Genomic DNA, 22,792 nt, shown 5'->3' on the forward strand with positions numbered 1-22,792 from the left:
ACTCTCCTAGTTTTTTAAGTCTGGATATAATCCTTTTGCAAAAGTATTTATACCATCAATAGTTCTTATACCACTAGAGTACATATCTCCTAAAGGTATCGCATAAACTCTTTTATTTTTAACTGCATTTAAGCTTTTTAACGCCTTATTTTCTAATATCTTATTTACTTCTTGCTTAGGAACCTTTTCATCTGATCTATCCATGTATACAACAAATATAGAATCTGGATTTAAGTTTATTAAATCTTCTTCATTAATTGCTTTCCCTTGAGGATTTAATAAATTTGCTCCTAATGTTTTTATCATATCTCCACCTAATGAATTCGCTCCATAAGTAATCATTTGATCTTTACCAAACTCAACAATTAAAGTGCTTTGTTTTTCTTTACCTTCTACAGATTTAGATACTTCCTCAACCTTTTTATTTATTTTATTTACCAGCTCTTGAGCTTTATCTTCAACATTAAATATTTTTCCTAAATTTAATATATCTGTTATTTCATTTTCTATTGTTTTTTCATCTTTTACACCACTATTTAAAGACATATATGTATTTATATTGTTCTTGTGCCAATAATCTACTTCACCTAGTCTTTTTTCATCAAATAATGAATACCAACTTAATATAAAATCTGGTTTTTCCATTATTATACTTTCTTTTGATGGTGTAAATTCTTCTAAATATTTCACTTTTTTAAATGCTTCTTTATATTCATCTTTTACATCATGGTCAAGACCTGCTGCTGCAACTATTTTATCTTCTAATCCTAATGCTAACATTGTTTCAATTGAATTTTGATATATAGCTACAACTTTTTCAGGAGCCTTATTAAAAGTTATTTCAACTGGCTCTTTTTTATAATTATAAGTTGTAATAGTTACTGGGTAGTGAGAATCTTTATTTGCTGATTCTTCCACCTTTGAGTTGCTTTTACCTTCATCCTTTTTTTCATTTGTTGGGCTACATCCAACAGCTCCAATTATAAATATGAAGCTTAATAAAAATACCATCATTTGCTTAATTTTTTTCATGTCATCCTCCATTTTGTATCTAAATTATAATTTGTAAAAAATTATAACTGTCTATAGATATAATATAAGGACACTCTCAGTAATGACACTTTATTGATATTTATTTATGTCTTATATCTCTCTTTGTACCGAAGAGTATCGATATTTTAATACTGGCAAGTCTCCTGACTTATAAATCATCGCACTAACTAGCCTTCCCAAATTATAAATTCAGTGACATAGTAAGTTAGCACTCCTTAATTACAGTAGCGGCACTGTGTGGAAATCTCATCCATCTTCCTTTTTAATTCACACTAAAACCAATATTATCCATATATAGTAATAATTTTATTACTTTATATATAATTATAATAGAATTTATGTTTTTTTTCTATATTATTGGGTATTTTAATTAATTATTGTATTTTTATTGAAAACATTGTCAGATTTTTTACGGTTGTAAATTATATTCTTCTGAAGTTAATTTAAACTTTCCTTTTATACCACTTGTAAGATAAACCTTATTATCCTTTGTCACAAAAATAGCTTCTACGTCACTCTTATCATTTACATATTCTAAACCTTTATCAAGCCCCATAGAGAATATCGCTGTCGATAATGCATCACAATATGTAGAATCATCCGATATAATAGAAACACTTTGTAAATTATTTTCTACAGGGTATCCTGTCTTTCTATCTAATATATGGTGATATAGTTTCCCATTATTTACAAAATTTCGTTCATATATTCCTGATGTTACTACTGATTTATTTGCTACATCTAATGCTCCTATGACATCATTTTTAGATTTTTTTCCATCTCTTATTCCTACCTTGTATGGGCTAGAATCAACTTTTTCTCCTATACATAATATGTTTCCACCTATATTTAAAACTGCATGTTTATATCCACTATCTAAAATAATACTTTTTAATTTCTCTCCTACATATCCTTTTGCTATTGCCCCTAAATCAATCATCATACCTTTTTGTTTTAGCATAATAGAGCTTTCTTTTTTATTTAATGATATTTTATCTATATCAACTAAACTCAAAGCATTTTTTATATCTAAATCATCTGGCAAGCTAGCATCTTCAAATCCAATATTCCATAATTTAACTACAGGACCTATTGCTATATCTAAATTTTCATTAGTTTCTTTACTATACTTTATGCCTCGCTCAATTAATTCAAAAGTTTCTTTACTAACGTTTACAAATTCAGTTCCAGCTTTCTCATTTATCTTGTCGACTTCACTTTCTACGTTTTTGTCATTGATAGACATTTTATGATCTACATCTCTTATAGCATTTTCCATTCTTTCAAAAACTTTATCATCTACTTTTTCTTGTGAATATATGCTAATTTTTATATAAGATCCCATAGCGAATACATCCATATCATAGCTACTATATTCTTTTTTCTCACATCCTATAGATAATACTCCTAACAATAATATAACTATTAAATATATTTTTTTCATGCTTCCCTCTCATAATCAATAGTAATACGAAACTATGTGGTTTCGTATTACTATTACTATTATATTTATATATTATACTTAATTTTAAAATGTATAAGTATAGTCAGTGTATCCATCTGATTTTATTGTTACTATATCACCGGAATTTAGCTGATTATATAAATCTATTCCTCCAGAGTAGTTAAACTTATATCCTTTAGTCGGGTTTATCTCTGATGTTTTTTCAATTTCTTCCCCATTTATTTGTACACTAGTTATAGATTCACTCCACCCATTATTAGATGAAGTAAATGTATAACTACCTGTGAACGTATTTTTATTAGATTTTACTTTATTATCAACTAACTGAACATTGTATATATAGTCATTATATCCTTCTGATTTTATAAGTATATTATCATTTATAGATAATGGAACTAATACCGTAACTTGACCATAATCAGCTCTAACTTCTTCATTATTTTTTAATATTTTTCCATTTATACTTACTTCTACATTTTCAGTCCAATTATAGTCTGAATGTGAAAATACAGAATTACCATTATTCTTTTTAGATAACTTTATATTTTCTACTGATTTTTTAGGCACCTTATATGAGTTATCTGCATATAAACTTGATTCTAGAGTTATTTCACTTCCTCCTATTAATTCATTAAATATTATAATTTTATCTTTGTCTAAAATCCAACCATCACTGCTGTATGAATTTGATGCTTTTGTTAAGCTTTTTCCATTAATTTTTATGCTATCAATACTATTTAAATAATCTTTATCATTAGATTTAATTATATTTTTTCTAAACATATCTTTTTCAAATATTATTTCTGGAGCAGGTATTTTTTTTGTATCTACGGTAATTTCTGGCTTAGATTCTTCTTGTTTACCTATTCTTTTATTTATAACAAAATCCTTATAATTATTAGTTTTTATTGTTATTTCATAATTATTTTCCTCATTAAAAACTGTACCTGCTATTTCAATTGAATAGAAATTATCTTTAGATGCAGTATACTCTACATTTTTACCATTTACTAAAATATTTGTTATGTCTTTTCTATACTTTCCATCAGTAACATCTTCTACATCTATTAATACACTTTCATTTTTATTAAATTTATTTGATTCATTTAACTTAACAAAATTAGGTATATCCAGCTTTTCTACACTTTTTATTTCTAATTTTTTAGGAATAAATGATAAGCTAGAATCATCATATTTATTCGCTTTCACTATCATAGTTTGTTGTTGATCTTCTTTATTTTCAAATAATTTATTTCTTAAAACTAAAGTTTCTCCTATATAGTAATAATCGCCATTACCACCAACTTGAGAATCACTTAATAATGATTTTCCATTAAGTGATAAGCCTACTACATTGCTCTTAAAGTCTTTATCAAATTTTATTAATATATTTCCATTATTATCTTTACTAGCTTTTAAATCTACTTCTTTATTTCTTAAGTTTACAGATATTATATTATCTTTGTATCCTTTTGCTACTAGCTTGATAATATTTTCATCCCTACTAAATTTAGATGTATCGGTAATTGTTATTTTTGAGTTTTCAATTTTATAACTATCTTTTGAGAGTTCATTCATGCCTACTAAAACTCTTTCTATATTTTCAGTATATTGATTATCATTATCAATGTTAATTTTTAATCCATCCTCAATATTACCTTCAATTGATAATTTAGGTGCTATTTTTAAATTTTCTTGCGAATACAATTGTACATCTCCAAATAATCCATTTTCTAACATATATTTAATTTGGTATGGTCCATTTAAGTAATTACTTTCTTTTACGCTATCATAGTAACTTTTAAATGTTAAATACTTACCTTTCATGGCCGCTTCATTTACAGCATTTTTATAGCTTTGATAACTTATTACTTTCTCAGATTCATTAGTTAATACAGCATCTTTTGTCATAGCTGCCCACCAAGATAAAACTTCATTTGAGTAGTCTGTACCCATTCTTAAATTTCTAAGAATCATAGCATTTGAAATCAAGTCAAAATCATATATTATATTAGCTCTCATCATTAAGCTTCCTCCAGTACTACCACCTCCACCACTTGCACTTGATATGGTATCTATACTTGATATAGAAGCATTATTTATACTTAATTTAGAATTTCCTTTTTCATGATTCATAGATGGGTTACTACTACCTTCCGGTGCTTCTTCTAGGTAAAATTCTTTAGTAGAATCTTCATATCCGTATGCTTTAATAGTTATACTATGTTTACCCGGTGTAAGTTTACCTAGAGCATCATTTTCTAATCTGATTAAATCTGATATTACATGATAGTCAATGCAATTTCCTTCTATAACTTTTCCATCTAGTAAGATTTCATAAACTGGATTTTGTATAGCATAAGTAAAATCTTTTAATCTAAATACCAGTTCATTATTAGCCCAGAAATTAAAATCACCTGAAAGTTCTACTTTTCTTGCTGGTTTTACTATCTCTATAGTTATATCTAAATCATTGTACCCTTTTGATTTTATCCTTATGTTATGTACTCCATTTCTATCTTTTATAGCTACAGAATCTTTATCTATTACTATTTTTCCATCTTGTATTGAGTAGTGTAAGCTTTCTTTACTACTACTATCTTTATGTACTCTTTCTATTTTATAAATATTTTTTTGCCAATCTTTAGCTTGCTGGCTACTATTATCAAATGTCATTACAACATCTTTACCTAATTTTGTTTTGTTTATACTTAATTTTGGTAAAGTAGGATCAATCCCTTCATTAGTATCATGTTTTGTACTAAATGTAGTTTTACTTGGAGTAAGTATTCGTTCTCCATTTTTATCGTAATTAGCTTGATGGTAATCAAACTTACTGATAGGTCCAGATGCTAATATTTTATTTGGTACTTCATTTTTTATAATTTTTGTAAATGATTTTCCACCTTGATTAAGAGTTATATTTTCAGTTCCTCCACTATTTTGAGTTACACTAATTTCAGCTATTTCATTAGGGTTAACTTCAAATTTAACTATTGTACCTTCAGTATTAACGGGAGTTGGATTTATTGATACTTTATTAAATTTAAATGTTGTATTATTTATATCTCCTTTAGATAAAGTTACTACTGCATATGCACTTCCTTCAACTTTAATAATTTTTGTTTTATCTGAATTTATAATAGAATCACTATTTACATCATTTTTATTATCTTTATATACTATATCTGTTATAGCATATATTCCACCGTTTTCTACACTATCTTTTCCTGATATATTTACAAAAAATTCTGGTAGCATTAATAACTTTATATCACCATAAATTTTATTATTATTAAAGTCATTATTTCTCTTGTTAGTATTTATGCTAGCATCATGATCTAATGATTTTCCTTTTATAGATAAAATTATATTTTTATCATCTTGCCTTTTTATATAAAGAGAGTGACCTTTATTTAATCCCATCACACTTGCAGACGTTATTGCATCTACATTTCCATCAATATTATTTGCAAAAGTTGCTTTTGTATCATTAGAAATAGTTACTTTTAAATCATTTTTTATTGTTCCTGATTTTAGCTCTGATTCTTCAAATTGTTTTAATCCACTAATTGAAATATCACTAGATTTAATATTATTTCTAGCTTTATTGTTTATTTTAGTTTGTATTGTATTTGAATTTTTCCCTGATTCACCTTTATTAACTACTATATTATTTACATTTTCTTGTTTTATAATTTTTTCTGTTACTTTATTTGTATTATTTACATTTTTAGGAGCTATAATTTTTTCAACTATTTCACCTTTTTCATTTACTTTATCTATCTTTGTTATTTTATTAACTAACTTATCCATATTATTTTCTTTTTCATTATCTATAATTTGCTTATCTACTTTACCTATATCGTTTACTTTTTCTTGGTTTACAATTTGATTAGGTATTTTATCTGTATTATTTACTTTCTCTGATTTAACAATTTCCTCTCCTTTTACTATATTACCTATTGTTTTTATCTCACTGTCTGGTCTAGATAGATTAGTTGCTTTTATTGTTGAATTACCACTTCCTATTTTTTTACTATCACCGTTATCACTAATTTCATCTGAATTTAAATTTATCACTTCATGGTTTGTATCCTCTTTAGAGGATACTTTTTTTTCTGTTATAAATTTATTATTATCTGTACCATCTAATTTATTATTTGATAAATTTACTCCTATTGAGATTGATGATGCTGTTATTAGTGATATTACGGCCGTGCTCATTAATTTTCTATTCAATGAGATCCCCTCCCTCATATTAATTTTTTACTTAGGGAAAATTTCCCTTTATCTATAATATATATCACATTGGTTACCTTGTCTATAGTTATTGATAATTATTTTCATTTAATATTAATTATTAATTAGTCGAATTATTTTAATTTCTATACTTTTAATTTATTTTTAATTTTGCATTCTAATAAAAAAATCTATGGAAACTAACTATTTTCTTTAAATAGTATTGAAATCCATAGATTTTTAATAATATATTTTTAATTTTTAAATTTATAAAAATTTTTCTCTAAATCCAGCACCTCTTACTTCTTCTACGTGGTTTACAGATATAAAAGCACTTTCATCTTTGCTATATATTAATTCTGTAAGTTTTGCAACTTGACCTGATGCAACTATGCAGTACACTATTTTCTTTTTACTGTTAGTGTATGCTCCTTCAGCTTCTAAGAATGTTACACCAGTCCCCATTTCATTCATTATAGCTTTTGCAATTTCTTCATACTTTTCTGATATAAGAAGTATTGATTTATTTTTATCTAATATATCTTTCGCCATATCCATTGTTATTGAAGTTAAATACATTGCTATTAAAGTATACATTACTGGCTTTGCACCAAATAGGAATCCTCCAGCGCATACAATAAAGAAGTTTACGGTTAAATATGTATTCTTTAAAGGTATACCAAATTTTCTTTTCATTATAGCTGCTATTATATCTAGCCCACCTGCTGATGCTCTAGCTTTAAAAACTAATCCCATACCAATTCCATTTAATACACCACCAAATATGCATTGTAACATTATGTCATCCATATAAAATGCTTGGAATAAATCTTGCGTAGCTCCCAGGGAAAATGAGAATAAAATCATATTAAAAAAGCTTATAACTAAAAACTTTCTATCTAAAAATCTGCTACCTAATATAAATATAGGTATATTTATTAAGAAACTCATCATACCTTGGTTAAGGCCTAATGTCTGATTTAAAATTATACATATACCGGCTAATCCACCACTTAGCATCTTAGCTGGTGCTAAAAAAGCATTGATTCCCACAGCTTGAAGTATAGTACCAATAATTATTAATCCAAATTGTAAAAATTTATTATCTTCAATATTCAAAGATTTAGCTGTTGTCATTTACTCTCCTCCTTTTTAATAAATACATGTGTATATTTGCAACATCTTATTGTAACTCTATCATTTTGTTTTAGCAATAGTTTTTAATAATATTCGCATTAAATCATATTTTATTTATATATATATGTTAAATATTTGCATTTTTGTTTGTTTATATGATTGTAAGTTTTTATTTATATTCCCCTCCTATAGTTTATTTTATTTATATAAAGAAAAATGCGAATATTTATAAAATATTCGCATTTTTTCTTTATAATATAATTGTAAACTTAGCTCCTTTGCCTATATTTCCTTCAACATAAATTTCTCCATTATGCATTTCTATAATATGCTTGGTGATAGTTAAACCTAGACCACTTCCACCCTTTACCTCAGAATTAGCATCTACTATTTGGTTAAATCTGTCAAATATTAATTTATGGTACTTAGGATCTATACCTATACCATTATCTTCTATAGTTATAATCACCCTATTGTTTAACTCTTTTATCCTGACTTCGATGGTACCTCCACTTGGTGTGAATTTTGCTGCATTTCCTACTAGATTTACTATACATCTTTCTATCTCATATGCATCGCATTTTATATTTTTTTCTTCAATATCCGGATCAATTATTAACTGAATTCCTTTACTTTCTATATATTCTTTTAATGATAACGTCGCTTCTTCTACTATATATACTATATTTTCTTCTTTTAAATTAATCTTATATTTCCCATTATCTATTTTAGTTGTGTCGATTAGATTATTTATTAAATTAAGTAAACGTTTTATATTCCTATTCATTACCTTCATATAGTCACTCAATTTATCTTTCTCTATGCCTTTTTCAGACTTATTAAACTCTGTTATAAGCTGTTCCGTTGTATATATTACATTTAAAGGAGTTCTAAGTTCATGAGATAAATTTATAAAATAATTATTTTTATTTCTTTCTAGCTGAATAACTTTATTCAGTAATTCATTACTTTTTTCCATTTCATAACTTAATTGCTCTGTCTTTTTTGTTACTAACTTATCTAAATATTTCATTCTGTTTATATACGAATATATTATCAAAATAAAAAGTAGAAAATATATAAATATTGCTATATCACTTTTTAATGGATGTGGTAGTATCGTAAAACTTACATGATTTTCATCTGTTACTTTTCCATTATGACTTCTTGCCTTTACTTTAAGGGTATAATTACCTGGAGGTAAATTGCTATAATTTATATTATTTCTATCTAGCATATGCCACTCAGAATCTGCACCTTCTAGCATATATTTGTACTGTACGTTTTCTATATTTCTATAATCTGATATAAACATATTTATATTTATAAAATTTTCATTATGCTTAAACTTTAATCCATCTATATTATTATAGCTTTTTCCATTAACTTCAAATCCATCAAAAACAACATTTGGCACATAATCATTTTTCTTTACTTTATCTGGATTAAATATATTAAGCCCATTGGTTCCTCCAAAGAAAAATTCACCTTTACTATTTTCATAATATGCACTTCCATTAAATTCATTTCCTTGAAGTCCATCTGTTGCCCCAAACTTTTCAAACTTATTGCTCTCAGTATCTAACTTTGAAATACCTTCATTAGTACTAAGCCATAAATCATCATCGTTATCAACTAATATTCCATATACAGTATCATTAGATAATCCATCATGTACTGTATACCTTGTAAATGTTTCTGATTTTTTATTGAACTTATTCAGCCCATAACTAGTACCTATCCATAAATTTCCTTTATTATCTTCTGCTATTGATCTTACTGTATCACTACTTATAGTTCTCTTATCATTTGTTTTTCTTTTATAGTTTTTTATAGTTTTTTTAACTGGGTCTAATCTTATTAACCCCCCATCTACAAAGCTTCCAATCCAATATATTCCTTCTTTATCTTCATATATTACCCTAGCAAATAAATCTTCTATACCATTATCCTTTAATATTTTAGTAATGTCTATTACTTCATCATTTTTTGTATTTAATATGCTTACTCCATCTGTAGTTCCAATCCATAAATATCCTTTGCTGTCTAGATATAAGCATCTTACATTATCTTCACATATTCCATTTGATTTATCGTATGTATCTATAATATTTTTATCTTTATCAATTTTTACTAAACCATTATTAGTACCAATATATATTATATTATCTTTTCCTGTTATATCGTTTATAGAATCATTAACAAAAATTCCATTTGTACTGTCCTTATTTATATGAGTTACTTTATCACTTCTTCTATCTATTACGTTTACACCTTTAGAGTTCGTTCCTACCCATAGTAATCCATCCTTATCTTCATATATACCATGTATTAAATTATCACTTAATGAGTTTTTATTAGTTGGGTCTTTTTTATAATGTTCCATTTTATTATTAGAATCAAAAACACTTACACCATTATAAGTACCCACCCATATTAATCCACTTTTATCCTCTATAATTGTAAATAAGTCATCATCAACTAAACTATCTTCATCATATATTTTATTTTTATATGTCGTAAAGTTATCTTTTTTCTCATTATACTTTGCTAATCCTCTATCTGTAGCCACCCATAGTATATTATTACTATCTTTATATACATCTTTTACGTAATTTCCTGGAAGTGAATTTATATCTTTGGGGTCATTTTTATACCTTTTTATTTCATGAGTATTTATATCTATTCTGTTTAATCCTTCTTTAAAAGTTCCAATCCATATATATCCATCATCATCGTACGAAAGTCCATATATATTATTTCCACTTATGCTATTTTCTGTTTCATTGCTATAAAATTTATAAATTTTTTGGCTCTTAATATCTAACTTATTTAATCCATTTTTAGTTCCTATCCATATATCTCCATTGGCATCTTGCTTCAATGTATGGATAAACTGATTAGTTATATCATTTTCTCCACTTAAAATACGTTTAAATTCATTCTTCTCTTCATCATAAACATTAAGCCCATTAGATGTAGCAACCATAACATCTCCTGCTTTAGTTATTAATATATCACCTATATTATTATTTGATAGGTTCCCATTATCTTTTTCCGCGAAGTAATTAGTTATTTTACCTTGATGATTTATTTTATTTAATCCATTAGCCGTTCCTACCCATATATTTCCTTCTTTATCCTCTTGTAAATCAACAATATAATTATTTGTTATGCTATTTTCAGAATCCTGGTCATGTCTATATATCTTAAAATCATATCCATTATATTTATTAAGTCCGTCATTTGTGCCTATCCAAATATATCCTTGTCTATCTTGAATTATAGTCTCTACTGTTGCTTGAGATAACCCATCCTCATGGGTAATATTTCTAAACTTTATATCATGTGCATATGCATTTACATTAAAGAAACTCATAACAAAAAATATAAAGCTCAAAATATTAATAGTTAAAATATTTATTAAGCTTATTTTTTTCATCTCTTCCCCTTATGTTACCCCTAAGTTTTTACATTTTTTTAAATTATACTACATATTTACATTTTTTTCCATATTCAGAGATTTTGGTTAATATACAAAAAATAAAAAACCACTCATATATGAGTGATTTTATATATCTATTACTTTATTAATACCTTCAATTTCCTTAGTTAATAAATTTTCTACCACTAACTTTAAAGTAGCTGCTGACACAGGGCATTTTTTACAATTTCCTTCTAATCTTACTAATACAATACCCTGATCATTTACATTTACCAACTTTAAATCTTTACCTTCTTTCTGTAATAATGGCCTTATTCTTTCGATAACTGCTGACACCTTATCTGTCATAAACTTCCCCCTAAAATAATAATTTATAATTGCATATATTCATAAGTTTCTATGCTATATTTATATATCCTTTTCTCATTTTTCATTTTTATAATTTTATTTTTAATTAACTCATTTTATGCATAAAAAACAAATATTATATACAATTAACTTATTTTTATAATATTTTTAATTATATATCTTAAATATTATAAAATTTTTCTCAGGAAAATGTTTACAGACCTAATAAAAATAATTTATAATTAAAGTATAAATTATTATAAGGAGATGAGTATATATGAGGTATATAAATAAATTAATTATATATTTAGTTGTGTATATACTTTTTGTGGCTTTATATAGTTTAAATTTTAAAGGAGACATAAGCTTTATAAATATGAAACTATGCTTATTGTCATCAATAATCCCTGCTTTAGTAGGTGGTACTGCTACAAATTTATTATTTAAATAAAATTTTATGCATAATTAAAATAAAAAATATATAAAAAAATAAAGTCTTAAAGACTTTATTTTTTTATATATTTTTTTATTCTATTTACAATAATTTCAGATATTTCTCTTACTTCTTTAATATTAAATAGTAATATTAAAACTATATAAATAATTAATCCTACAAATACAGAAATTACAGTGTCCACGCCTATAAATTTTCTATTTTCTATTGTAAATATGTTTCTTAAGCCTAGTATCTTATTATACATAAACTTCATTGTTATTCCCATAATAATTGATGCTATTGATACTTTTATAAATGTTATAAATATATTTTTAAATCCTAGCTTTCCAATTTTTTTCCTTAAAGATATAAAAAGTAACATGGTAGTTAATATTGCAGATATAGAACTTGCTAAAGCTAAACCTCCAATACCCATATACCTTACTAAAACTATAGAAAAAATTACATTTATAACCACTGATATAGTAGCATTTTTAACTGGTGTTTTAGTATCTTGTAATGAATAAAACCCTTTAGCCAAAATTTCCCTAAGTCCATAAGCTACTATACCTACAGAGTAGCAAGATAGCGCTGTTGATGTTAAATATGTAGCATGTGAATCAAATGATCCTTCTTCAAATAAAATTCTAACTATAGGCGTTGAAAAATCCATAATCATAATCATTATAGGTACCATTAGTATTACTATAATATTTATAGATTTAGATAAATTACTTTTAAATCCTTTTATATTATTTTCACTAGCTAATTTTGATAAAACTGGATATATAACTGTAGATAGCGCTACAACTATTACACCTACTGCAAACATACTTAGTTTATTTGCATAGTTTAGTGCAGTAATACTTCCCTTTTCTAAGGTAGATGCCAAAGTTCTATTAACTATTGAATTTATTTGTCCTACATATGAACCAAAAAATACTGGTATAACAAGATATACTACTTGCTTTATATTTTCATCTTTAAAGTTTATTTTAAATCCATGCTTATATCCTTTTTTAAATAAAAATGGTAATTGGAATAAAAGTTGAGCTATATACGCAATTAATGTTCCAAACACCATAACATAAGAGTTTGTTATAGATCCTAATATTATCGCTCCTATAACAAATATATTAAATGGAATACTTATAAGACCTGATATGTAAACATCTCCTGACGCTACTAAATATGATGATATAAGCCCATTAGCTGCTATAAATATCATTGAGAATAATAGTATTTTTAAATATTCTACAGTAAGATTTAATACTTCTCCACTAAATCCCATGGCAAATAATTTTACTATGTATGGGGCAAATATCATACCTACAATGATAAATAATACACTTAGAACTACAACTATATTCAATACGTTGCTAGTAAATTTATTTACTCCTTCTTCTCCATCACTATCTTTAACTTTAAAAAACATAGGTATAAATGTTGTTCCAAGAGCAGCACTTATTCCATCAAATAAAACTACTGGTATATTTAACGCAGTAAGATATGCATCTGTTATTTCTCCAGCTCCAAAGGTTTGTGCTAATACTATATCTCTTAGAAAGCCAGTTATTTTTGATATTAATATTATCGTCATAAGAATAACTGCTGCCTTTTTAGTTCTCTTTGCCATATATAATCCTCTTCTCTACTAAACCTATTATATTCTATATTATTTTAATATTTTTATCTAATATTGTACAACTATATACTAATTATATCAAATTTTAATTACATAAATAATATTTTACTAATTAGACTTATTTTATATTAAGTTTTATAATTATAAATATATAAAAAGAGTGCATAGTTTATAAACTATGCACTCTTTTGTAATCTACATTTGTTCTGCTAATCTTTTATAGCCCTCGTATCTTTCTTTTGCATATTTTTCAGCTAATGTAAATAGTTCATCAGATATATCTGGGAATTGTTTAGCAATTGCTGAGTATCTTACTTGTCCCATTAAGAAATCTCTAAAACTTTCTTTAGGCTCTTTAGAATCTAATATAAATGGATTTTTTCCTTCTTCCTTTAATTGAGGATTGTATCTATATAAATGCCAATATCCACATGAAACTGCTTGAGCTTCATTAGCTATACTTCTTCCCATACCTTCTTTTAAACCATGACTTATACATGGTGCATAAGCTATTATTAATGATGGTCCATCATAGCTTTCAGCTTCTATTATTGCCTTCATTAATTGGTTTTTGTCTGCTCCCATAGATACTTGCGCTACATATACATTTGAGTATGTTATTGCCATCATACCTAGATCTTTTTTCTTAGATCTTTTTCCTGACGCTGCAAACTTAGCCATTGCAGCTACTGGCGTAGCTTTAGATGATTGTCCTCCAGTGTTAGAATATATTTCTGTATCAAATACTAATATATTAACATTTTCTCCAGATGCAATTACATGATCTAGGCCTCCATATCCTATATCATATGCCCAACCATCTCCACCTACTATCCATTGAGATGTCTTAACTAGATAATCTTTTCTATCTTTTATCTCATCAACTAAAACTTGTACATCTGGACTAAATGAAGATCCTTCTATAGCTTTTAGTACTTTTTTACTACTTGATTTAGATCCTTCACCGTTTTCCTTATTCGCTATCCATTCTTCAAAAACTTCTTTTAAACTTTCTGTGCCTTCCATAGTTAATAATTCATTCATTACATCTTCTATTTTACTTCTCATTTGCTTAGATGCTAAATACATTCCATATCCAAACTCTGCATTATCTTCAAATAATGAGTTTGCCCAAGCTGGACCCTTACCTTCATGGTTTATTGTATATGGACTAGTTGGAGCTGATGCACTCCATATTGATGAACATCCTGTCGCATTTGCTATTATCATTCTTTCTCCAAATAATTGAGTAACTAGTTTAATATATGGTGTTTCTCCACATCCTGCACATGCACCTGAGAATTCTATTAAAGGAGTTCTAAATTGAGAATCCTTCACTGTTTTACCAGCTACTAAATCTCCTTTATATGAAACTTCAGCTACTGCAAACTCCCAATTTGGTATTTCTTTTTCTATTTGGGTATGAAGTGGTTTCATAACTAATGCCTTTTCTTTAGCCGGGCATACATCTGCACAGTTTCCGCATCCTGTACAGTCCATAGTATCTACTTGTATCCTATATTGTAATCCTTCAAATCCTTTACCTACAGCTTTTTTAGTTCCAAATCCTTCTGGTGCTTTTCCTAGTTCTTCTTCACTTACAAGGAATGGTCTTATAGTAGCATGAGGACATATATATGAACATTGATTACATTGGATACAGTTTTCTAATATCCATTCTGGTACATTAACTCCTATACCACGTTTTTCATATGCTGCTGTCCCATTAGGGAATGTACCATCTTCGATTCCATTAAATGCACTTACAGGTAATCCATCTCCTTCTTGCGCATTCATTGGTCTTAATATATTTTTTACAAACTCGGGCTCATTGCTACTTTCTTTTACTTCATCGTTTGCATTTGTCCAACTTTGTGGAATTTCAATTTTTGTTATTGAATTTTTCCCTTTCTCTACTGCTTCATAGTTCATATTAACTACTTTTTCACCTTTTTTACCATAAGCTTTACTTATAGATGATTTTAGGTATTCAGTAGCTTCTTCTTCTGATATTATGTTAGCTAATTTAAAGAATGCAGATTGCATTATCATATTTATTCTATTTCCAAGACCTATTTCTTGAGCTATTTTAGTAGCATTTACTGTATAGAATTTAATATCATTATTAGCTATGTAATTTTTCATTTTTGCTGGTAAATGAGTATCTAATTCTTGATCATTCCATATAGTATTTAAAACAAAAATACCACCTTTTTTAAGTCCTCTTAATAAGTCATATTGATTTACATAAGATTGGTTATGACAAGCTATATAATCGGCATTATCTATTAAATAAGTTGATCTAATTGGTCTGTCTCCAAATCTTAAGTGAGACATAGTTATACCACCTGACTTTTTAGAATCATATGCAAAATATGCTTGTACATATTTTTTCGTATTATCTCCAATTATCTTTATTGCTTGCTTATTAGCTCCAACTGTACCATCTGATCCTAATCCCCAGAACTTACAGTTTATAGTTCCTTCATGGCTTAATTTTAACTCATCTTTAACTTCGATAGATGTATTAGTTACGTCATCATTTATACCAACTGTAAATTGGTCTTTAGGTGATTCACTTACTAAGTTATCAAATATCGCTTTTATATCTGAAGGTGTTACATCTTTTGATGCAAGTCCGTATCTTCCACCTATTATCATAGGTGCATTTTCTCTATTATAAAAAGCTGATCTAACATCTAAATATAGTGGCTCTCCTATTGCACCTGGTTCCTTAGTTCTATCTATTACACATATTTTTTCAACAGTTTTTGGCATGACATTAAATAAATGCTCTTTAGAGAATGGTCTATATAAATGAACTTTGACTAATCCATATTTTGCTCCTTTAGAATTTAGTTCATCTATTGTTTCTTCTATTGTTTCTGTTACTGATCCCATAGCAACTAATATTTCTTTTGCATCTTCAGCTCCATAGTAATTGAATAAACTATGATTTCTTCCTGTTAATTCGCTCATTTGTTTCATATAATCTTCTACTATTGGTATTATTTGATCATAATACTTATTACTTGCTTCTCTAGTTTGGAAGTATATATCTGAGTTTTGAGCCGTACCACGAGTAACTGGGTGATCTGGAGATAAGGCTCTATCTCTAAATTCTTGAAGTGCTTTTTTATCTAATAACTTTTCATAATCTCTATACTCTAGTACTTCTACTTTTTGAATTTCATGTGATGTTCTAAATCCATCAAAGAAATGTACAAATGGTAACCTTCCTTTTATAGCTGCTAAGTGAGCAACCGGAGCTATATCTGCAACTTCTTGTACCGAGCCTGATGCTAACATTACACATCCGGTTTGTCTTGTTGCCATAACATCTTGATGGTCACCAAATATTGATAAAGCTTGAGCTGCTATTGCACGCGCACTAACATGGAATACCCCTGGAAGTAATTCCCCTGAAACTTTATACATATTTGGTATCATAAGAAGCAACCCTTGTGATGCAGTGAAAGTAGTGGTAAGAGCTCCACCTTGTAATGAACCATGGAAAGCCCCTGCTGCTCCTGCTTCAGATTGCATTTCTACTACATTTACTTTTTGATTGAATATATTTTTTAAGCCTTGAGCTGCCCATTCATCTACTATTTCAGCCATAGTTGTTGATGGTGTAATTGGAAATATTGATGCAACATCTGTGAAAGCATACGCTACATAAGCCGCAGCTGTATTTCCATCAACTGTCTTCATTATTTTTGACATATTATATCTCCTCTCATTTTAGATTTTATTTATTTTTAATATATAAATCCTAATTATTTTTTACATAAATTCGATATAATACTCATGTTTTACCAAACTAATTTATAATTTTTTGCAAATATAACTTATAATTCTTAAATATACAAAAATCCCCTTGATAAACTTATATATCAAGGGGATTTTTGTATATTTAATTTAGACATAAAAAAAGATTACGTGGCTATGTCTTACTCTCCCAGGCAGTTGCCCACCAAGTACCATCAGCGCTAAAGAGCTTAACTTCTGTGTTCGGAATGGGAACAGGTGTATCCTCTTTGCTATAATAACCACATAATCTTTATGGAGCGGGTGAAGGGGATCGAACCCTCACAGCCGGCTTGGAAGGCCGGAACTCTACCATTGAGCTACACCCGCAATTTTAGAGTTAATACTCTGAAAACTGCAAACATTTAACATATTAGTCATTTTATTTTTTTGGTCAAGTCCTCGACCTATTAGTATCGATAAGCTAAATACATTACTGCACTTACACCTTCGACCTATCAACCAGGTAGTCTTCCTGGGGTCTTACCCTTACGGTGGGAAATCTTATCTTGAAGTTGGCTTCGCGCTTAGATGCTTTCAGCGCTTATCCATTCCGTACATAGCTACCCAGCCATGCCCTTGGCAGAACAACTGGTACACCAGAGGTACGTCCATCCCGGTCCTCTCGTACTAAGGACAGGTCTCCTCAAATTTCCTACGCCTGCGACGGATAGGGACCGAACTGTCTCACGACGTTCTGAACCCAGCTCGCGTACCACTTTAATGGGCGAACAGCCCAACCCTTGGGACCTACTACAGCCCCAGGATGTGATGAGCCGACATCGAGGTGCCAAACCTCCCCGTCGATGTGGACTCTTGGGGGAGATAAGCCTGTTATCCCCAGGGTAGCTTTTATCCGTTGAGCGATGGCCCTTCCATGCGGAACCACCGGATCACTAAGTCCGACTTTCGTCCTTGCTCGACCTGTATGTCTTGCAATCAAGCTCTCTTTTGCCTTTACACTCTTCGTACGATTTCCGACCGTACTGAGAGAACCTTTGAGCGCCTCCGTTACTCTTTGGGAGGCGACCGCCCCAGTCAAACTGCCCACCTGACGGTGTCCCAAGACCTGATTCAAGGCCTCTGGTTAGGATCCCAGTACTACAAGGGTGGTATCCCAAGGATGACTCCACACAAACTGGCGTTCATGCTTCAAAGTCTCCCACCTATCCTGTACATGTAGTACCAAGACCCAACGTCAAGCTACAGTAAAGCTCCATGGGGTCTTTCCGTCCTGTCGCAGGTACCCGGCATCTTCACCGGAATTACAATTTCACCGAGTCTATTGTTGAGACAGTGCCCAAATCGTTACGCCTTTCGTGCGGGTCGGAACTTACCCGACAAGGAATTTCGCTACCTTAGGACCGTTATAGTTACGGCCGCCGTTTACTGGGGCTTAAGTTCACTGCTTCGATTGCTCTAACAGATCCCCTTAACCTTCCAGCACCGGGCAGGCGTCAGCTCCTATACATCGTCTTGCGACTTAGCAGAAACCTGTGTTTTTGGTAAACAGTCGCTTGGGCCTATTCTCTGCGGCCATCCAAAGGATGGCACCCCTTCTCCCTAAGTTACGGGGTCATTTTGCCGAGTTCCTTAACAATAGTTCTCTCGCTGGCCTTAGGATACTCTCCTCACCCACCTGTGTCGGTTTGAGGTACGGGCGCCTTTAAACTCGATAGAGACTTTTCTTGACAGTGTGAAATCAGCTACTTCGCTACTAAATTTCGCTCCCCATCGTACCCCAGCATTATCAAGACGGATTTGCCTATCTTGACTGCCTCAGTACTTAGCCACACATAACCAACAGTGTGGTTAGCTTATCCTACTGTGTCATCCCATTTCTCAAGCGTTTATTGGCGGTACAGGAATATCAACCTGTTGTCCATCACCTACGCCTTTCGGCCTCGGCTTAGGTCCCGACTAACCCAGGGCGGACGAACCTTCCCCTGGAAACCTTGGGTTTACGGCCCGTGGGATTCTCACCCACGTCTCGCTACTCATGCCAACATTCTCACTCGTATACTGTCCACGCGTCCTTACGGTCACGCTTCAGCCTGCATACGAAGCTCCCCTACCCATCATAATGATGCCGTAGCTTCGGTAGTACGTTTTAGCCCCGGAAATTTTCGGCGCAGGATCACTCGACCAGTGAGCTATTACGCACTCTTTAAATGAGTGGCTGCTTCTAAGCCAACATCCTGGTTGTCTGTGCAATCCCACATCCTTTACCACTTAACGTACATTTAGGGACCTTAGCTGACGATCTGGGCTGTTGCCCTTTCGACTATGAATCTTATCACCCACAGTCTGACTCCCAAGTATAAGAATACGGCATTCGGAGTTTGATAGTCTTCGGTAAGTGCAATACCCCCTAGGACATTCAGTGCTCTACCTCCGCTTCTCTCAACCTTGAGGCTAGCCCTAAAGCTATTTCGGGGAGAACCAGCTATCTCCGGGCTCGATTGGAATTTCACCGCTATCCACAAGTCATCCCCGAGCTTTTCAACGCTCGTGGGTTCGGTCCTCCACGAAATTTTACTTTCGCTTCAACCTGCTCATGGATAGGTCGCCCGGTTTCGGGTCTACGTCAAGTAACTTAAGCGCCCATTTAAGACTCGCTTTCGCTACGGCTCCGCACCTTAAGTGCTTAACCTTGCTACTTAACGTAACTCGTTGGCCCGTTCTACAAAAAGTACGCGGTCACACAAGTAATGTGCTCCCACAGCTTGTAAGTGCAGGGTTTCAGGTTCTATTTCACTCCCCTCCCGGGGTTCTTTTCACCTTTCCCTCACGGTACTATGCGCTATCGGTCACTAGGTAGTATTTAGGCTTGGAGGATGGTCCCTCCTGCTTCCCACAGGGTTTCACGTGTCCCGTGGTACTCTGGATCATATCTAAAGAATTATCGTTTCAAATACAGGGCTATTACCTTCTATGGCGGAGCTTTCCAACTCTCTTCACTTACGATGACCTCTTCGTTTATGATATGTCCGCAACCCCAACGAAGAAAACTTCATTGGTTTGGCCTGTTCCGCGTTCGCTCGCCGCTACTTACGGAATCGAATTTCTTTCTTTTCCTCCGGGTACTTAGATGTTTCAGTTCCCCGAGTTCCCCTCGCTAAGCTATGTATTCACTTAACGATACTTAGACATTACTCTAAGTGAGTTTCCTCATTCGGAAATCTTCGGATCAAAGTTTACGTGCAACTCCCCGAAGCTTATCGCAGCTTATCGCGTCCTTCATCGGCTCCTAGTGCCAAGGCATCCGCCCTGCACCCTTAATAACTTGACCAGTTATTAAAAGTTATCGCTACTGAACAAACTTCGTATTCACTCAGTTTATTCCAGTGCTTAAAGTTGATTTTAAAGACTTATCTGTCTAGCTTATTTTAAAGACTTCATTGTCTATATATAAAATGATGTCATATCACTAAATGTTATGCAGTTTTCAAAGTACTAGCGTACATCGTCAACGAACAAATTTCATATTCATTCAATTTATTACGTTGCTCAAAGTACTAATGGTGGAGATGAGGAGGATCGAACTCCTGACCCCTTGCGTGCAAGGCAAGTGCTCTCCCAGCTGAGCTACACCCCCATATAGAGTTTTAAGAACTCTCAAAATTAAACAGTAGGTAATTCTCCTTAGAAAGGAGGTGATCCAGCCGCACCTTCCGATACGGCTACCTTGTTACGACTTCACCCCAGTTATTGATTTCACCTTCGACGGCCGCTTCCAAAAGGTTAGCAAACCGGCTTCGGGCGCCCCCAACTTCCGTGGTGTGACGGGCGGTGTGTACAAGACCCGGGAACGCATTCACCGCAGCATTCTGATCTGCGATTACTAGTAACTCCAGCTTCATGTAGGCGAGTTTCAGCCTACAATCCGAACTGAGAATGGCTTTAAGGGATTAGCTCCGCCTCACGACTTGGCTGCCCTCTGTACCACCCATTGTAGCACGTGTGTAGCCCTAAGCATAAGGGGCATGATGATTTGACGTCATCCCCACCTTCCTCCAGGTTATCCCTGGCAGTCCCTCTAGAGTGCCCAACTTAATGCTGGCAACTAAAGGCAAGGGTTGCGCTCGTTGCGGGACTTAACCCAACATCTCACGACACGAGCTGACGACAACCATGCACCACCTGTCACTTCTGTCCCCGAAGGGAAATCTTCGATTAGGGAGAGGTCAAAAGGATGTCAAGCTTAGGTAAGGTTCTTCGCGTTGCTTCGAATTAAACCACATGCTCCGCTACTTGTGCGGGTCCCCGTCAATTCCTTTGAGTTTCACTCTTGCGAGCGTACTTCCCAGGCGGAGTACTTAATGCGTTAGCTGCGCCACCGAAGGGGGTAACCTCCGACAGCTAGTACTCATCGTTTACGGCGTGGACTACCAGGGTATCTAATCCTGTTTGCTCCCCACGCTTTCGTGCCTCAGTGTCAGTTACAGTCCAGAGAGCCGCCTTCGCAACTGGTATTCCTCCTAATATCTACGCATTTCACCGCTACACTAGGAATTCTACTCTCCTCTCCTGCACTCAAGTTTCTCAGTTTCAAAGGCTTACTACGGTTGAGCCGTAGCCTTTCACCTCTGACTTAAGAAACCACCTACGCACCCTTTACGCCCAGTAATTCCGGATAACGCTAGCCCCCTACGTATTACCGCGGCTGCTGGCACGTAGTTAGCCGGGGCTTCCTCCTCAAGTACCGTCATTATCTTCCTTGAGGACAGAGCTTTACGACCCGAAGGCCTTCATCGCTCACGCGGCGTTGCTGCATCAGGCTTTCGCCCATTGTGCAATATTCCCCACTGCTGCCTCCCGTAGGAGTTTGGACCGTGTCTCAGTTCCAATGTGGCCGATCACCCTCTCAGGTCGGCTACTGATCGTCGCCTTGGTAAGCCGTTACCTTACCAACTAGCTAATCAGACGCGGGTCCATCCTGTACCGCCGGAGCTTTGATATTTCGACCATGCGATCAAAACATATTATCCCGTATTAGCATACCTTTCGGTATGTTATCCGTGTGTACAGGGCAGGTTACCCACGCGTTACTCACCCGTCCGCCGCTCTTTCCCGAAGGAAATCGCTCGACTTGCATGTGTTAGGCACGCCGCCAGCGTTCATCCTGAGCCAGGATCAAACTCTTAAATATAAGTTTTGACTTGGGCTCAGATACTGTTATATATCTGGCTTTGTTTGGTTGTTTCAAAT

9 protein-coding genes, 2 tRNA genes, 3 rRNA genes and 1 riboswitch are annotated in these 22,792 nt (G+C 32.1%); of the genes, 1 reads left to right on the top strand and 13 read right to left on the bottom strand.

The genetic code is table 11. The annotated features are described in order from the left end of the window. Positions 1-6: 6 nt before the first annotated feature. From JNUCC81_RS15655 to JNUCC81_RS15680, 6 genes are all read right to left on the bottom strand, one after another. Complete coding sequence (locus JNUCC81_RS15655; RefSeq protein WP_454094318.1) at positions 7-1,032, bottom strand: ABC transporter substrate-binding protein; 1,026 nt, start codon at positions 1,030-1,032, stop codon at positions 7-9. 137 nt (positions 1,033-1,169) lie between these two features. Further along, a riboswitch (cobalamin riboswitch) is annotated at positions 1,170-1,351 on the bottom strand. Between the two features lie 111 nt (positions 1,352-1,462). Then, positions 1,463-2,497, bottom strand: a complete 1,035-nt coding sequence (locus JNUCC81_RS15660) for an FAD:protein FMN transferase (RefSeq protein ID WP_454094319.1) — start codon at positions 2,495-2,497, stop codon at positions 1,463-1,465. An 84-nt stretch (positions 2,498-2,581) separates the two neighbouring features. Then, entirely contained in the window at positions 2,582-6,760 is a 4,179-nt protein-coding gene (locus JNUCC81_RS15665; RefSeq protein WP_454094320.1) for a hemoblobin-interacting domain-containing protein, read from the bottom strand. A 267-nt stretch (positions 6,761-7,027) separates the two neighbouring features. Beyond that, the gene (locus JNUCC81_RS15670) at positions 7,028-7,897 is read right to left on the bottom strand and encodes a YitT family protein (RefSeq protein ID WP_454094321.1); all 870 of its coding nucleotides are present in this window, start codon (positions 7,895-7,897) and stop codon (positions 7,028-7,030) included. 250 nt (positions 7,898-8,147) lie between these two features. Further along, a complete protein-coding gene (locus JNUCC81_RS15675) occupies positions 8,148-11,339 on the bottom strand; it encodes a two-component regulator propeller domain-containing protein (protein ID WP_454094322.1) in 3,192 nt (1,063 codons plus the stop codon). 129 nt (positions 11,340-11,468) lie between these two features. After that, positions 11,469-11,690: a NifU family protein gene (locus tag JNUCC81_RS15680; RefSeq protein WP_454094323.1), complete on the bottom strand. Its 222-nt coding sequence runs from the start codon at positions 11,688-11,690 to the stop codon at positions 11,469-11,471. Between the two features lie 277 nt (positions 11,691-11,967). On the opposite strand from JNUCC81_RS15680, the gene JNUCC81_RS15685 reads away from it, so the two are divergent. After that, positions 11,968-12,141 (top strand): hypothetical protein, encoded by a 174-nt coding sequence (locus JNUCC81_RS15685; RefSeq protein ID WP_454094324.1) that lies wholly within the window; start codon positions 11,968-11,970, stop codon positions 12,139-12,141. 55 nt (positions 12,142-12,196) lie between these two features. Here JNUCC81_RS15685 and murJ read toward each other — a convergent pair whose 3' ends face one another. The 7 genes from murJ to JNUCC81_RS15720 all read right to left on the bottom strand — a co-directional run bounded on the left by murJ (position 12,197) and on the right by JNUCC81_RS15720 (position 22,733). Continuing rightward, the gene (murJ, locus tag JNUCC81_RS15690; protein WP_454094325.1) at positions 12,197-13,762 is read right to left on the bottom strand and encodes a murein biosynthesis integral membrane protein MurJ; all 1,566 of its coding nucleotides are present in this window, start codon (positions 13,760-13,762) and stop codon (positions 12,197-12,199) included. Positions 13,763-13,966: 204 nt separating this feature from the next. Beyond that, on the bottom strand, positions 13,967-17,497 hold the full coding sequence (nifJ, locus tag JNUCC81_RS15695; RefSeq protein WP_454094326.1) for a pyruvate:ferredoxin (flavodoxin) oxidoreductase: 3,531 nt from the start codon (positions 17,495-17,497) through the stop codon (positions 13,967-13,969). A gap of 214 nt (positions 17,498-17,711) precedes the next feature. Further along, positions 17,712-17,828: ribosomal RNA gene (gene rrf, locus JNUCC81_RS15700) — 5S ribosomal RNA — on the bottom strand. Between the two features lie 9 nt (positions 17,829-17,837). Further along, positions 17,838-17,911 (bottom strand) — tRNA-Gly (locus JNUCC81_RS15705). 60 nt (positions 17,912-17,971) lie between these two features. Continuing rightward, positions 17,972-20,873: ribosomal RNA gene (locus tag JNUCC81_RS15710) — 23S ribosomal RNA — on the bottom strand. Between the two features lie 230 nt (positions 20,874-21,103). Then, positions 21,104-21,179 (bottom strand) — tRNA-Ala (locus JNUCC81_RS15715). Between the two features lie 51 nt (positions 21,180-21,230). Then, positions 21,231-22,733, bottom strand: a 16S ribosomal RNA gene (locus JNUCC81_RS15720). Together the 16S, 23S and 5S rRNA genes with 2 tRNA genes alongside form the textbook arrangement of a ribosomal RNA operon. Positions 22,734-22,792 lie beyond the last annotated feature (59 nt).

It is taken from the genome of Faecalimicrobium sp. JNUCC 81, from assembly GCF_053667625.1.

Excerpts from the sequence above, each read along its gene's own strand:
- JNUCC81_RS15660 (WP_454094319.1), bottom strand. The coding sequence starts at position 2,497 with ATGAAAAAAATATATTTAATAGTTATATTATTGTTAGGAGTATTATCT.
- nifJ (WP_454094326.1), bottom strand. The coding sequence starts at position 17,497 with ATGTCAAAAATAATGAAGACAGTTGATGGAAATACAGCTGCGGCTTAT.
- JNUCC81_RS15655 (WP_454094318.1), bottom strand. The coding sequence starts at position 1,032 with ATGAAAAAAATTAAGCAAATGATGGTATTTTTATTAAGCTTCATATTT.
- JNUCC81_RS15685 (WP_454094324.1), top strand. The coding sequence starts at position 11,968 with ATGAGGTATATAAATAAATTAATTATATATTTAGTTGTGTATATACTT.
- JNUCC81_RS15675 (WP_454094322.1), bottom strand. The coding sequence starts at position 11,339 with ATGAAAAAAATAAGCTTAATAAATATTTTAACTATTAATATTTTGAGC.
- JNUCC81_RS15680 (WP_454094323.1), bottom strand. The coding sequence starts at position 11,690 with ATGACAGATAAGGTGTCAGCAGTTATCGAAAGAATAAGGCCATTATTA.
- murJ (WP_454094325.1), bottom strand. The coding sequence starts at position 13,762 with ATGGCAAAGAGAACTAAAAAGGCAGCAGTTATTCTTATGACGATAATA.
- JNUCC81_RS15670 (WP_454094321.1), bottom strand. The coding sequence starts at position 7,897 with ATGACAACAGCTAAATCTTTGAATATTGAAGATAATAAATTTTTACAA.